The sequence below is a fragment of the Serratia sp. NA_13 genome (assembly GCF_052691735.1).
Map to the genome: position 1 here is coordinate 119114 of NZ_JBQZFV010000006.1, position 13838 is coordinate 132951.

Here is a 13838-nt window from a genome sequence, read left to right on the forward strand (position 1 = left end):
TAGCCGCCTAGCTACAACTCGAAATCCATTGGGTATAAATTTAGAGAATTAAGGGCGATTGCAGTTTTGCAGCCGCAATAGCGTGAGAACACGCAGGAGAGTACAGATGAAACGCACATTTATTATGGTTCTAGACTCATTCGGTATTGGCGCAAGTGAAGATGCGGCGAAATTTGGCGATCAGGGCTCCGATACTTTGGGCCATATTGCCGAGGTTTGCGCGCGCGGTGAAGCCAACGTTGGCCGTCAGGGCCCGTTGACCCTGCCTAACCTGAGCCGTCTGGGCCTGGGCAAAGCGGCGGAAGAGTCCACCGGTACCTTCCCGCAGGGGTTGGATCGCAATGCAGACATCATTGGCGCCTATGCTCACGCCAGCGAACTCTCCTCCGGTAAGGATACGCCGTCAGGCCACTGGGAAATTGCCGGTGTGCCGGTGTTGTTCGACTGGGGCTATTTCAGCGACGAGCACAACAGCTTCCCGCAGGAGCTGCTGGACAAGCTGGTTGAGCGCGCCAATCTGCCGGGTTACCTCGGCAACTGCCACTCTTCCGGCACCGTGATCCTTGACCAGTTGGGCGAAGAGCACATGAAAACCGGCAAGCCGATTTTCTACACCTCTGCCGACTCGGTCTTCCAGATTGCCTGTCACGAAGAGACCTTCGGCCTGGACCGTCTGTATGAGCTGTGTGAAATCGCCCGTGAAGAACTGACCGAAGGCGGTTATAACATTGGCCGCGTGATCGCGCGTCCATTCCTGGGCGACAAGCCGGGCAATTTCCAGCGTACCGGCAACCGTCATGACCTGGCAGTAGAGCCACCGGCGCCAACCGTGCTGAAAAAGCTGGTGGACGAGAAGGGCGGCGAAGTGGTGTCTATCGGTAAAATCGCCGACATTTACGCTAACGTGGGCATCACCAAAAAGGTCAAAGCGACCGGTATCGACGCGCTGTTCGACGCCACCCTGCTTGAAATGGAAAAAGCCGGCGACAACACCATTGTGTTCACCAACTTCGTTGATTTTGACTCCTCTTACGGCCACCGCCGTGACGTTGCAGGCTATGCCGCCGCGCTGGAGCTGTTCGACCGCCGCCTGCCGGAACTGCTGAAACTGGTTAAAGATGAAGACATCATTATCTTCACCGCTGACCACGGCTGTGACCCAACCTGGCCGGGCACCGACCACACCCGCGAACACATTCCGGTGTTGATTTACGGCCCGAAAGTAAAACCAGGCTCGCTGGGTCACCGTGAAACTTTCGCCGACATCGGCCAGACTGTTGCCAGCTATTTTGGCGTGTCGCCGATGGATTATGGCAAATCCATGCTCTAAGCCCCGTATTTCAAGCCGCAGCGTTGTTGCTACGCGCCTAGCTGCAACTCGAAATTCAAGGCTTAGATGTTTGATGTTTTTATTAAATATGATTTCTGAAGGAAGACAATTATGGCTACGCCGCATATTAATGCTGAAATGGGTGATTTCGCTGACGTAGTACTGATGCCGGGCGATCCGCTGCGTGCAAAATACATCGCGGAAACTTTCCTGGAAGGCGCGGTGGAAGTGAACAACGTGCGTGGCATGCTGGGCTTCACCGGGACTTACAAAGGCCGCAAAATTTCCGTAATGGGTCACGGTATGGGTATCCCGTCCTGCTCCATTTATGCGCGCGAACTGATTGCCGAATTCGGCGTGAAGAAGATCATCCGTGTGGGTTCCTGCGGCGCGGTGCGTGACGACGTCAAACTGCGTGACGTGGTGATCGGCATGGGTGCTTGCACCGATTCCAAAGTGAACCGTATGCGTTTCAAGGATCATGACTACGCGGCAATCGCCGACTTTGACATGGTGCGTAACGCAGTAGACGCAGCGGCAGCGCAGGGTATCCCGGCGCGCGTAGGCAACATCTTCTCCGCTGACCTGTTCTACACGCCAGATCCGGATATGTTCCAGGTGATGAAGAAATACGGCATCCTGGGTGTGGAAATGGAAGCGGCCGGTATCTACGGTGTAGCGGCTGAGCTGTACGAAGAGTTTGGCTGTAAGGCACTGACCATTTGTACCGTTTCTGACCACATCCTGCGTCACGAAGCGACTACCGCAGCAGAGCGTCAGACCACCTTTAACGAAATGATCGTTATCGCACTGGAATCTGTACTGCTGGGCGACAAAGAGTAATATCCAGCGGGCGCAGCATTCTGCTGCGCCCCTGTAGCAATCTATTCACCAGCCTGTGGTCATCAGATTTTCTTCTCTTCTTCTTTATTCGCATCCGGCCGTTCGTCATCATCGTCATTTTCTACCGTGTTACCTTCCTCCAATGGCGTATTGGCGGTCAGAAGATACGGTGATTGCTGCCAGCGGCTGCGGCGGTGTTGCAGCAGGGTTCGCGCCAGAATAATACCTATGGCCAGAGCCAGCAGGATCATCAGGCGCAGCAGGTTGGTGGTGTTGTCCACCTGTTTGGATTCGGTCGCCAGTACGTGGGTGTCCAGCGTGATGCGGATAAAGCCGATTGGGCCGTCTTTGCCCTGAATCGACTCGACCAACTGATGATTGAAGTAGCTGCCAGCGCGTTTACCGTCGAGCGACAAACGATCGCGTATACTTATCTGTTCACCGGCGTGGGAAACCAATGTGCCGTTAAGCTGATAGACGCTGGCGTCCAGAATGCGGCTGCCCCCGGTGAGTTGTTTGAGGATGGCGTCAATGCGCTGGTTATCGACGTCGCTGTCGTCGTCCATCAGCGGTGCCAGGCTGGAGGCCACCTGTTTGGTCAGCGTTTGCGCCAGTTCTTCCACCTGTTCGGATCGCGCCAGTTGATGACTCAGGCTAAAATAGGACGCGCCCTGCATCAACAGTACCAGCAAAGCCAGGCAAATCAGGATAATAGCGGTGCGGTGCAGGCGAAATTTCAGTTTAGCGCGAGCCATGCAGGTTCCTTGGGCATTTGGGACACTTTATGTTGCCAGAAGCAATGACGATAGGATAGCTTGATGCGTCGTTTTATCATGCAGTGTTTTTCAGGAGTTAAGGATGTCGAATAGTCTGACCTATTGCGATCTCCCGGCAGAGATCTCTCAATGGCCGGGTCTTCCCCTTTCGCTGAGTGGTGACGAAGTGATGCCGCTGGATTATCGGGCGGGTCATACCGGTTGGCTATTATATGGCAGAGAACTGAACAAAACGCGTATTACCGATTTCCAGCGCAAGCTGGGGGCGGCGATGGTGATTGTTACCGCCTGGTGCGTTGAGGACTATCAGGTGGTGCGTCTGGCAGGCACTCTGACGGCGCGTGCCAAGCTGTTGGCGGCGGAGAGCGGGCTGGATGTGGCCCCTCTCGGCAAAATCCCTCATCTGCGCACCCCTGGACTGCTGGTGATGGATATGGACTCTACGGCGATAGAAATTGAATGCATCGACGAGATCGCCAAACTGGCGGGCGTCGGGGAGCAAGTGTCTGAAGTCACCGAACGCGCGATGCGGGGGGAACTGGACTTCACCGCCAGCCTGCGCCAACGCGTCGGCACGCTGAAAGGCGCCGATGCCAATATCCTCAAGCAGGTGCGCGATGAGCTGCCGCTGATGCCTGGGCTGGTCAACCTGGTGCGCAAGCTGCAGGCGATGGACTGGCACGTGGCGATCGCTTCCGGCGGTTTTACCTATTACGCCGAGTACCTGCGCGATAAACTGAAACTGGTGGCGGTGGCGGCTAACGAGCTGGAAATTCGCGACGGCAAGCTGACCGGTGAAGTGCTCGGACCGATAGTCGACGCGCAGTTTAAAGCCGATACGCTGGTCGCACTGGCAGAAAAACTGGGTATTCCACCACAGCAAACCGTGGCTATCGGTGACGGTGCCAACGATTTAAAAATGATGCAGGTTGCCGGGTTGGGCATTGCCTATCACGCCAAACCGAAAGTCTATGAGAAGGCGCAGGTATCGATTCGCCATGCTGACCTGATTGGCGTGCTGTGTGTACTGACCGGCAGCCTGAAACACGAAGTTCGCTAAACCCGTCATACTTGAAGCTGCCTCCGCGTTAGCTGCGTGCGCTCACCCCAGTCACTTACCTAAGTAAGCTCCTGAGGATTCCCGCACTGGCTGCGTTACTCGGCCAGGCCTCGCCCCGTTGGGGCCAGCGCAAGCGCTGTTCAACAAAACCGTTGGTTTTGTTGTGATGCAACTCCAATTATTTAGGGTATAAAAAATGATTGAGGTAATACGTGGCAAAAGCAGCAAAACGGGCGTTTGTATGTAATGAGTGCGGGGCCGATTATCCGCGCTGGCAGGGGCAGTGCAGCGCTTGCCACGCCTGGAACAGCATTACAGAAGTGCGTCTGGCTGCGGTGTCTTCCTCTTCTCGCAATGAGCGCCTCAGCGGCTACGCCGGTGATGCCGGTATCAGCAAGGTGCAAAAGCTGTCGGACATCAGTCTGGATGAGCTGCCGCGTTTCTCCACCGGTTTCCTCGAGTTTGACCGGGTGCTGGGCGGTGGGGTGGTGCCGGGCAGTGCGATCCTGATCGGCGGTAACCCTGGTGCCGGCAAGAGTACGCTGCTGTTACAGGTATTGTGTAAACTTTCCGAGCAGATGAAAACCCTGTACGTTACCGGTGAAGAATCATTGCAGCAGGTCGCGATGCGCGCTCACCGTCTCGGCTTGCCGACCGGTGGCCTGAATATGCTGTCGGAAACCAGTATCGAGCAGATCTGCCTGATTGCCGAGCAGGAACAGCCGAAACTGATGGTGATCGACTCCATTCAGGTGATGCACATGGCGGATATTCAGTCTTCGCCAGGCAGCGTGGCACAGGTCCGTGAAACCGCCGCTTACCTGACGCGCTTCGCCAAGACGCGCGGTGTGGCAATTGTGATGGTGGGCCATGTCACCAAAGACGGCTCATTGGCCGGGCCGAAAGTGTTGGAACACTGTATCGACTGCTCGGTGCTGCTGGACGGTGACGCCGATTCGCGTTTTCGTACCCTGCGCAGCCACAAAAACCGCTTTGGTGCGGTGAATGAATTAGGCGTTTTCGCCATGACAGAACAGGGCCTGCGTGAGGTCAGCAACCCATCGGCTATTTTTCTCAGCCGTGGCGATGAGGTCACCTCCGGTAGTTCGGTAATGGTGGTCTGGGAAGGCACGCGGCCGTTACTGGTAGAAATTCAGGCGTTGGTAGATCATTCTATGATGTCCAACCCGCGCCGTGTGGCCGTTGGCCTGGAGCAAAACCGGTTAGCGATCTTGCTGGCGGTGCTGCACCGCCACGGCGGGCTGCAGATGTCCGATCAGGATGTGTTTGTTAACGTGGTCGGCGGGGTGAAAGTCAGTGAAACCAGCGCCGATCTGGCGTTGCTGATGTCGCTGGTTTCCAGTCTGCGCGATCGCCCGCTGCCAAACGATTTGGTGGTGTTTGGCGAAGTGGGGCTGGCGGGGGAGATCCGCCCGGTACCGAGTGGCCAGGAACGTATTTCCGAAGCAGCAAAACACGGCTTCAAGCGCGCCATCGTGCCACATGCCAACGTACCCAAGAAACCACCGACCAATATGCAGGTGTTCGGCGTGAAGAAATTGGCGGACGCATTGGACGTGCTGGAACAGTTTTATTAATTGCCACGCGGTGCGCAGATTGTGCTATTTTGTTTAGCATATTAAACGGAGGGGTTATGCGGCAATTCGATTACCTGAAGGCGTCGATTAAGCAGAAGAACTGTACCCTGCAACAGGTGGCGGATGCCAGTGGCATGACCAAAGGCTATCTCAGCCAGTTGTTAAACGACAAAATCAAAAGTCCGAGCGCCCAAAAACTGGAAGCGCTGCACCGCTACCTTGGCCTGGAGTTTCCACGGCGTGAGAAAAAAGTCGGCGTGGTGTTTGGTAAATTTTACCCCTTGCACACCGGCCACATTTACCTGATCCAGCGCGCCTGCAGCCAGGTAGATGAGCTGCACGTGATCCTGTGTCACGACGAACCCCGCGACCGGGAACTGTTCGAGAACAGTTCGATGTCGCAACAACCGACGGTTAGCGATCGTCTGCGCTGGCTGCTGCAAACCTTCAAGTACCAGAAAAACATCCATATTCATTCCTTCGACGAACAGGGCATTGAACCCTATCCGCACGGCTGGAACGTCTGGAGCGACGGGGTGAAGGCTTTTCTGGAACAGAAAGCCATAGTGCCGAGTTTTATCTATTCCAGCGAAGCGCAGGATGCCCCGCGCTACCGTGAACATCTGGGGATTGAAACCGTTCTGATTGATCCCGAACGTTCATTTATGAATATCAGCGGCCGCCAGATCCGTCAGGATCCGTTCCTTTATTGGGATTATATTCCGACTGAAGTGAAGCCGTTCTTTGTTCGTACCGTGGCAATCCTCGGCGGTGAGTCGAGCGGCAAATCGACGCTGGTTAATAAACTGGCAAACATCTTTAACACTACCAGTGCCTGGGAATATGGCCGTGACTATGTGTTCTCGCACCTGGGGGGCGATGAAATGGCGCTGCAGTATTCCGACTACGACAAAATTGCCCTTGGGCAGGCGCAGTACGTCGACTTTGCGGTGAAGTACGCCAACAAAGTGGCCTTTATCGACACCGACTTCGTCACCACTCAGGCCTTCTGCAAAAAGTATGAAGGGCGTGAGCATCCTTTTGTACAGGCGCTGATCGACGAGTACCGGTTTGATCTGGTGATCCTGCTGGAAAACAACACCCCCTGGGTGGCGGATGGCCTGCGCAGCCTGGGTAACCCCAGGGATCGCAAAGTGTTCCAGCATTTGTTGGAAGAGATGCTGCGGGCTAATAACATCGAGTATGTACACGTGGAGTCCAGCGACTATGACGAACGTTTCCTGCGCTGCGTTGAGCTGGTTAAACAACTGCTGGCGGCGGATGCCAGTCGGCTGCTCGGTGTTGCGGCGGTATAAGTCATCGGGGCGCAGCAGGCTGCGCCCCGTCTGTCATCAGTAAACAATCACCAGTTTGCCCTGCATATGCCCGTCGAGCAGTTTTTTATGCGCGGCGGTCAGGGTCTCTACCGTCAACCCCTGCAAGGTTTCGCTCAGGGTGGTGCTCAGTTTCCCTTCATCCAGCAGTTGCGCCACTTGCTTGAGGATCTCACCCTGTTGGGCGATGTCTGGTGTGGTGAACATGCTGCGAGTAAACATCAACTCCCAATGCAAAGCGGCACTTTTCAACTTCAGCGCATTTTGGTCCAACGGCTGTGCATTTTCGACGATGGTGCAGATGTGGCCCATTGGCGCAATCAGATCGGAAATCGCTTTCCAGTGACCGTCGGTGTCGTTCAGGCAAAGAATATAATCCACATTCTCAATGCCCTGCTGTGTCAGATTGGCTTTCAGATCGCGGTAGTCCACCACCAGATCGGCACCGCGCTCCCGGCACCAGGCCGCTGACTCTGGGCGTGAGGCGGTCGCAATCACCTTCACCTGACTGCGCTGCGCGGCAAAGGGGATCGCCAGCGACCCTACGCCACCGGCACCACCGATAATCAACAGGGTTTTGCCGGGTGCGGCGTCCTGAATTTTCAGGTGTTCGAACAGCGCTTCCCAGGCGGTCAGGGCGGTCAATGGCATGGCAGCGGCTTCAGCCCAGTTCAGGCTGCGTGGCTTATGGGCGGTAATACGCGAGTCAATCAACTGATGGGTAGTGTTGCTGCCTGGACGGGTGATATCACCGGCGTACCAGACTTCATCGCCGGGTTTGAAACCGCTGACGCTGCTGCCCACTTCGACCACGATACCGCTGGCATCCCAACCGAGAATACGGGGCTGTTGCAGGCCACTTTTTTGCAGGCCGGCATGGACCTTGGTATCCACCGGGTTGACCGACACCGCTTTGACTTCAACCAATAAATCGTACTGGCCTGGAGTGGGTTTTTCCGGGGTGATTGCAATGAAGTTGGCGGGATTTTTTGGGTCTACGGCAATGGCTTTAATCGGCATGACTGTGCTCCTTTCGAATGTATATCTCAGTGTAGACCTGTTGGCAGTGGATGATAAGATGGACAATAGATAACTAAGTGTTCGTTTGAGGTGAACAATGAGGTTTAAACAACTTCAGGATATGGCGTTGTTTGCGCTGGTAGCCGAATGTGGCAGCTATACCGCCGCCGCCAAACGGGCTGCCTTGCCAAAGTCCAGCGTCAGCCAGCGTATTAGTCAGTTGGAACAGACGTTGGGCCTGCGGCTGTTGAACCGCACCACCCGTCAGCTCAATCTGACCTTTGCCGGCGAACGCTATCTTGAGCATTGTCAGGAGATGCTGTCCGCCGCCGAACGGGCCGATTTGGCACTGCAACGGCTGCGTGACAACCCCAGTGGACGGTTGCGCATCTCGACCCCCGCCGGGTTGGGGGCGACCTTGCTGGCGCGGTTGGCGGCGGATTTCCAGAGGCAATATCCGGATGTCTCGCTGGAGGTGTCGGTATCTGATGCCATGGTGGATATGGTGCTGGAGGGGTTTGATGCCGCGTTGCGAACCGGTAAGCCACAGGATTCTTCACTGATTGGCCGTCGTTTGGGGCATGCGCCACGTTATTTACTGGCGTCACCGGCCTATCTGGCTCAGTCCCCGCAGATTGTCGATCCGCAACAGTTGCAGCAGCACTGCTGTATTGCACACAGCTCCTGGCCGGTCTGGAGCCTGCGCCGGGGTGACGAGTATTTTCGTTGGCAGCTGCCGATGCGGCATGTTACCGATAATCTGCTGTACGCGCGGGAATGTGCGATTGCCGGTGCGGGTATCACCATGCTACCGGCCTTTCTCAGCCGTGAGGTGGTGGCGCAAAAACAACTGGTAGAGGTGTTGCCGGAATGGCAGGCGGAAGGTAATGAGCTGTATTTGGTTTATCCAAGCCGTAAGCTGAATTCAGCGGCGTTAGCCTGTTTTATCGATGTGGTATTGCAACACCCGGTGTTTGTCGATTATGCCCGAGAGCTGGCGTGTGACTAGTCCTGATATAGGTTGACACTTTTCAGCTTTATAACGCCCGGTGAACTTCATCGGCGCAAGCCAATAGCAAGCATAATGATGAAAACTGACACTGACATTATTACTGTCTGAGTGATGCACCAGCGGCGCTGCCGGCCAGCGCCATTTTGAACGCGCCGGCGACATGCCGGGCGGCTGGCTATCACCTGATTGCCTCCTGCTTTCAGCAAGTTGGGATGGCGGTAAAAACGATGATGGCTGTGCGTTATTGTGAGTCGCGGCGCTTGTGTTTGCGCGATAAGGCGGCCAACTGCTTTTTTGTCAGAGTGGCTCCGAACTCGGTATTCATCACTTTCACGACCGCTTCAAAGAACTGGGCTTTGACTTGCGATTCAGCCAGTTGCTGTTCGAGTTCTTTAATTCGCTGTTCGGGGGGCAGGGGTAACGTAGGCATATTGTCTCCGCACAGTCTGGTAGAAGAGGAGGTGCGCCAGTCGAGTTGGCCATATTTACGCAGCCAGTTCATGACGGTATGACTGCCCTGGATACCTTAGCGGTCTTGTGCCTGACGGTAAGTCATCTCGCCTTTTTCGACTTGTTCGACGACGGCCAATTTAAAGGATAGAGAGTAATCGCGTTGTGTGCGTTTAACAGACTGGTTCATCACATTTTCCTCAGTGTGTGAGTAAAATGTGTCAACGCTATTCAGGACGGGTCACCACCTTGAACCTGTGCAGAGCTCAGGCTTCTCACGGATTTTGTGTACTCTCCGGTTCTTCTGCGCTGTCCGTGTTCAAATTGGCTGCAACAATGACGCCTATTGGGATAGGCGCTAATTAATTATTAAATATAGTGAATATTCAAGTTTTTTATTAACAAAACAGGTGGCCTTGGCCACCTGGAGTTAATTATTTTTTTTAGCTAAAGAGGCTGGCGTTTGATTTAATAGAAAGATCAGCATCGATATTCATCTCATTACACCATGATTTATAGGCATCAGGCGCATAGGATACCGCTGCATAAAACCAATTCAGGCTGTTATCATTCATGCCTTTCATGAAGCCAGAGAAATTGTCATTAGGTGACGGGATGTTATATTTCTCCAGCATCTGTTCAAAGGTGCCGCCTGATATTTCTTGCAGTTCATTTTCATTTAAAGTACGCATTTTAAAAATCTCCATTTTTTAATTTAAAATCAAGAAAAATCTTGGTTGGTATTAACCTTACACCCTGTCAAGACAGGGAAAACACTACTTTACCAATAACAAGAAGTCAAGTATGTTAATTGTTGTTTAATTGATTTTTATATAATGATGAATAATCATTAAACCAAATAATAAAATAAAAATCATTTGCTTCGTGAATATAATGGGGTTGATTTATGGGTCTATTTAGAAAAGAGGCTGTTGATTATAAAAATTCAAAATGGAAAGGTAAAGCCTTACTTATTTCAGGGGTAAAGCCAATTTTTTTATTGCTAATTTCTTTGTTTTTTTTAATTATTCTAATATTTTTCCTAAAATTTGGGGATTACACTAGACGGATAAATGTTGCTGGCGAAGTGACAACTCTTCCGCGTAACATAAATATCTTCGCTTCACAACAAGGATTCATTTCTAAAAAATTTGTTAGCCCAGGTGATATTGTCAAAAAAGGTCAGCCTTTATACAAGATAGATGTTAGCCGAGTCACAGAGTCAGGGCGGCTTAGCGTAAACACCCAGGAAGCGATAGAAAAGCAGTTGGAACAAAATAGGAGTATTATAGAAAAACTTCAGAGCAACAAAGAAAAAACGCTAGAAAATCTCACGAAAAAAAAACAGCAGTATGAAAAATCTCAAAAACAATCAAAAGCGCTTGTTGAAGACGCGAGGAAGGGGGTTGAAGATGCCCGTAAGACAATGCAATCCTATCTTGGCTATCAACAACGAGGTCTCATTACCCGGGATCAGCTTAGTAGTCAAAGATACTCTTATTATCAATTACAAAGTAGTTTTCAAAATTTATATAGCCAACAGATTCAAGAAGAATTACAAATCACTAGCCTAACAAATGAATATGCCATTCAAGCAGCTGATTTTGATAATCGTATTTTACAGTATCGCTCACAGAACAGTGATTTACAAAAACAGTTAATGGAGGCCGGTGCCAGTGGTGAGCTAGTTATCATTGCTCCTACCGATGGCCAGATAGAGTCCCTTAGTGTCACATCTGGGCAGATGGTGAATGCTGGTGATAGCTTGGCACAGTTATCACCCAGTGGGAATTCGACCTATTATCTTATTTTATGGTTGCCGAATAATAGTGTTCCCTATATATCCAAAGGGGACTCTGTAAACATTCGTTACGATGCATTTCCTTTTGAAAAATATGGCCAATTCCACGGGGAAGTTTACAGTATTGCTTATGTGCCGGCCTCTTTGCAAGAAATGGCCACGTATGGTAATAATCCTATTTCTCAAGCTAAAAGCACTGAATCTTATTATAAGGTTTTGATCTCCATAGATAAAAATATCTTTAAATTTCAAAATGAAGAATTTCGCATCACTAACGGTATGAATGCACAAGCTACACTGTTTCTTGAAACTCGCCCTTTATACCAATGGATGTTCTCACCGTTTTACAAAATGAAAAACAGTGTTATGGGACCGATTAATGAATGATATGAATTTTGAGACTCTCAGGGAAAGACTAAACTTTAATTTTCTACGTAAAGTACCACAAATTTTGCAAACTGAAGCTACGGAGTGTGGTTTAGCCAGCTTAGCTATGCTATGCCATTACCATGGTCTAAAAATTGACTTATTTAATCTACGTCACCAATTCGGCATTTCATCACATGGTGCAACATTAAATACGATCATTGACATAGCGAGCTCACTTAACATGCGCTCACGCGCTTTATCACTGGATATTGACGAGCTCGGTGAGCTAAAAATGCCCTGCATTCTACATTGGGATATGAACCATTTCGTTGTATTAGTTGCAGTACGCCGCAAACAAGTGATTATCCATGATCCTGCCTTTGGCCGTCGTGTATTGGGTATGCAGGAAGTCTCTCAGCATTTTACAGGTATTGCATTAGAGCTATGGCCAGGCAATGAGTTTACGCCCTTAAAAAAAATCTCTCGCTTGCGGCTTCGGGCACTTTTAGCCAATATTACAGGGTTGAAAGGGACATTAGTTAAAATATTTTCCCTTTCGATTATGGTAGAAGCTATTAACCTATTGATGCCTGTGGGGACTCAGTTGGTTATGGACCATGTTATTGTTGCAGGAGATCATGGGTTACTGGCTTTAATTTGCCTAGGGCTATTATCTTTTATTCTATTTCGCACGGCAGTTTCAATGCTACGTTCATGGACTTCAATCGTTATGGGAGCCCTTATTGATATCCAGTGGAAAGCAGGGGTGTTTAACCATTTGACGAGGCTCCCTCTTGCTTATTTCGAAAAGCGTAAGCTAGGGGATATTCAATCTCGTTTTGGTTCGTTAGACGCTATCCGCACAACCTTTACCGATAGCATAGTCAGTAGCATTATCAACAGTATCATGGCAGTTGGCGTATTGATAATGATGCTACTTTATGGTGGCTGGCTTGTCTGGGTCGTTTTGGGCTTCACTCTGCTTTATGTGATTTTACGGTTAGCAACTTATCAACGTTATCGTCAAGCTTCTGAAGAAAAACTGGTTAAAAATGCCAAGGCCAGTTCCCATTTTATGGAAACACTGTATAGCATCAGTACATTAAAAGCGCTTGGATTAGCGGAGAATCGCTCTCAAACCTGGTTAAACCTAAATGTCGATACAACCAATGCTGACATCCGGCTCACTAAATTAAATATGTTCTTTGGTGGTATTAACTCATTCATTACGAGTGTTGACCAAATATTAATTTTATGGCTAGGTGCCACACTCGTTATTGAAAATCAAATGACGTTAGGCATGTTTGTTGCCTTCAATGCTTATCGTGGTCAGTTCTCCGAGCGGGCCAGCAGCTTGATTGATGTTATTTTGCAACTGCGTATGCTCAGCTTACATAACGAGAGGCTATCAGATATCGTTTTGACGGAGCCAGAACAACATAAAAATAGCCATGTTTTGTTCCCCGAAGGGAAACCCGTAGATTTTGAAGTGCGTGATTTATGTTATCAGTATGATAATCTCTCCAGGCCAATTATTAACCAGTTAAGTTTTCGCATAAAAGCCGGAGAAAGCGTGGCCTTTGTTGGCCCCTCCGGTGTAGGTAAAACAACCTTGATGAAATTGATGGTTGGTCTGCTTTCACCTAACTCAGGAACCATATTTATCGATGGTTTGGATATTCATTCCGTTGGCGTAAATAATTATCGCCAGTGTATCTCCTGTGTTTTACAGGATGACAAGTTACTCGCAGGTTCTATTGCGGAAAACATCTCCAGTTTTTCAGCTAATCCTGATATTGAATGGATAAAAACCTGCGCTCAGTTCGCGAATATAAACCAGGATATTCAATCCATGCCAATGGGCTATGAAACTTTAATTGGTGAACTAGGAGGAAGTTTATCTGGGGGGCAAAAACAACGTTTGTTGATTGCGAGAGCTCTCTACCGCCGTCCCAATATTTTATTTATGGATGAGGCTACGAGCCATTTGGATATAGAGAATGAAAGCAGTATTAATGAGGCTATCGCTACATTAGATATTACGCGTATTATCATTGCACACCGGCCATCAACCATCGCCTCGGCTGATCGGGTGATCCCATTACTGCCCTCTCATTCAACAAGGGTTATTTAATTCGCTCTTCTTTGAGGCCGCTTTTACTGCTAGCGGCGGAGCGAATAACAAAAAGGCGCCGCATGCGGCTAATGCCGATCAGTTAAGGATTACTTGAACGAGCCAGTAGCA

At 50.5% G+C, this 13838-nt stretch carries 11 protein-coding genes and 1 pseudogene; 8 read left to right on the forward strand and 4 right to left on the reverse strand.

Annotated elements, in window-relative coordinates:
• The first annotated feature begins 106 nt into the window (after positions 1-106).
• Together deoB and deoD are read left to right on the forward strand one after the other, a co-directional pair.
• A complete protein-coding gene (deoB, locus tag ACUTSU_RS11505) occupies positions 107-1330 on the forward strand; it encodes a phosphopentomutase (protein ID WP_445651302.1) in 1224 nt (407 codons plus the stop codon).
• 111 nt (positions 1331-1441) lie between these two features.
• On the forward strand, positions 1442-2173 hold the full coding sequence (gene deoD, locus ACUTSU_RS11510; RefSeq protein WP_012005116.1) for a purine-nucleoside phosphorylase: 732 nt from the start codon (positions 1442-1444) through the stop codon (positions 2171-2173).
• Between the two features lie 62 nt (positions 2174-2235).
• On the opposite strand, the gene ACUTSU_RS11515 is transcribed toward deoD, so the two are convergent.
• A complete protein-coding gene (locus ACUTSU_RS11515; RefSeq protein ID WP_445651303.1) occupies positions 2236-2928 on the reverse strand; it encodes a YtjB family periplasmic protein in 693 nt (230 codons plus the stop codon).
• 103 nt (positions 2929-3031) lie between these two features.
• On the opposite strand from ACUTSU_RS11515, the gene serB reads away from it, so the two are divergent.
• The 3 genes from serB to nadR all read left to right on the forward strand — a co-directional run bounded on the left by serB (position 3032) and on the right by nadR (position 6923).
• Entirely contained in the window at positions 3032-4009 is a 978-nt protein-coding gene (gene serB, locus ACUTSU_RS11520) for a phosphoserine phosphatase (RefSeq protein ID WP_012005119.1), read from the forward strand.
• 212 nt (positions 4010-4221) lie between these two features.
• Complete coding sequence (radA, locus tag ACUTSU_RS11525; RefSeq protein ID WP_445654192.1) at positions 4222-5607, forward strand: DNA repair protein RadA; 1386 nt, start codon at positions 4222-4224, stop codon at positions 5605-5607.
• 56 nt (positions 5608-5663) lie between these two features.
• Complete coding sequence (nadR, locus tag ACUTSU_RS11530; RefSeq protein ID WP_174354206.1) at positions 5664-6923, forward strand: multifunctional transcriptional regulator/nicotinamide-nucleotide adenylyltransferase/ribosylnicotinamide kinase NadR; 1260 nt, start codon at positions 5664-5666, stop codon at positions 6921-6923.
• Positions 6924-6959: 36 nt separating this feature from the next.
• Here nadR and ACUTSU_RS11535 read toward each other — a convergent pair whose 3' ends face one another.
• On the reverse strand, positions 6960-7961 hold the full coding sequence (locus tag ACUTSU_RS11535; protein WP_445651304.1) for a zinc-binding alcohol dehydrogenase family protein: 1002 nt from the start codon (positions 7959-7961) through the stop codon (positions 6960-6962).
• A gap of 97 nt (positions 7962-8058) precedes the next feature.
• Between ACUTSU_RS11535 and ACUTSU_RS11540 the strand changes: the two genes are divergently transcribed.
• Complete coding sequence (locus ACUTSU_RS11540; RefSeq protein ID WP_445651305.1) at positions 8059-8970, forward strand: LysR family transcriptional regulator; 912 nt, start codon at positions 8059-8061, stop codon at positions 8968-8970.
• A gap of 268 nt (positions 8971-9238) precedes the next feature.
• Here the strand turns inward: ACUTSU_RS11540 and ACUTSU_RS11545 are convergent.
• Positions 9239-9613, reverse strand: a pseudogene (locus tag ACUTSU_RS11545) (IS3 family transposase); the annotation flags it as partial.
• Between the two features lie 253 nt (positions 9614-9866).
• Positions 9867-10115, reverse strand: a complete 249-nt coding sequence (locus ACUTSU_RS11550; RefSeq protein WP_445651306.1) for a bacteriocin — start codon at positions 10113-10115, stop codon at positions 9867-9869.
• Positions 10116-10330: 215 nt separating this feature from the next.
• Here ACUTSU_RS11550 and ACUTSU_RS11555 point away from each other — a divergent pair, with 215 nt between their 5' ends.
• Both ACUTSU_RS11555 and ACUTSU_RS11560 read left to right on the forward strand, forming a co-directional pair.
• A complete protein-coding gene (locus ACUTSU_RS11555; protein ID WP_445651307.1) occupies positions 10331-11611 on the forward strand; it encodes an HlyD family secretion protein in 1281 nt (426 codons plus the stop codon).
• Positions 11604-13727, forward strand: coding sequence for a peptidase domain-containing ABC transporter (locus tag ACUTSU_RS11560; protein ID WP_445654193.1), 2124 nt, complete (start codon positions 11604-11606; stop codon positions 13725-13727). Before ACUTSU_RS11555 ends, ACUTSU_RS11560 begins: the two co-directional genes overlap by 8 nt.
• Positions 13728-13838 lie beyond the last annotated feature (111 nt).

Excerpts from the sequence above, each read along its gene's own strand:
- deoB (WP_445651302.1), top strand. The coding sequence starts at position 107 with ATGAAACGCACATTTATTATGGTTCTAGACTCATTCGGTATTGGCGCA.
- deoD (WP_012005116.1), top strand. The coding sequence starts at position 1,442 with ATGGCTACGCCGCATATTAATGCTGAAATGGGTGATTTCGCTGACGTA.
- ACUTSU_RS11515 (WP_445651303.1), bottom strand. The coding sequence starts at position 2,928 with ATGGCTCGCGCTAAACTGAAATTTCGCCTGCACCGCACCGCTATTATC.
- serB (WP_012005119.1), top strand. The coding sequence starts at position 3,032 with ATGTCGAATAGTCTGACCTATTGCGATCTCCCGGCAGAGATCTCTCAA.
- nadR (WP_174354206.1), top strand. The coding sequence starts at position 5,664 with ATGCGGCAATTCGATTACCTGAAGGCGTCGATTAAGCAGAAGAACTGT.
- ACUTSU_RS11535 (WP_445651304.1), bottom strand. The coding sequence starts at position 7,961 with ATGCCGATTAAAGCCATTGCCGTAGACCCAAAAAATCCCGCCAACTTC.
- ACUTSU_RS11540 (WP_445651305.1), top strand. The coding sequence starts at position 8,059 with ATGAGGTTTAAACAACTTCAGGATATGGCGTTGTTTGCGCTGGTAGCC.
- ACUTSU_RS11550 (WP_445651306.1), bottom strand. The coding sequence starts at position 10,115 with ATGCGTACTTTAAATGAAAATGAACTGCAAGAAATATCAGGCGGCACC.
- ACUTSU_RS11555 (WP_445651307.1), top strand. The coding sequence starts at position 10,331 with ATGGGTCTATTTAGAAAAGAGGCTGTTGATTATAAAAATTCAAAATGG.
- ACUTSU_RS11560 (WP_445654193.1), top strand. The coding sequence starts at position 11,604 with ATGAATGATATGAATTTTGAGACTCTCAGGGAAAGACTAAACTTTAAT.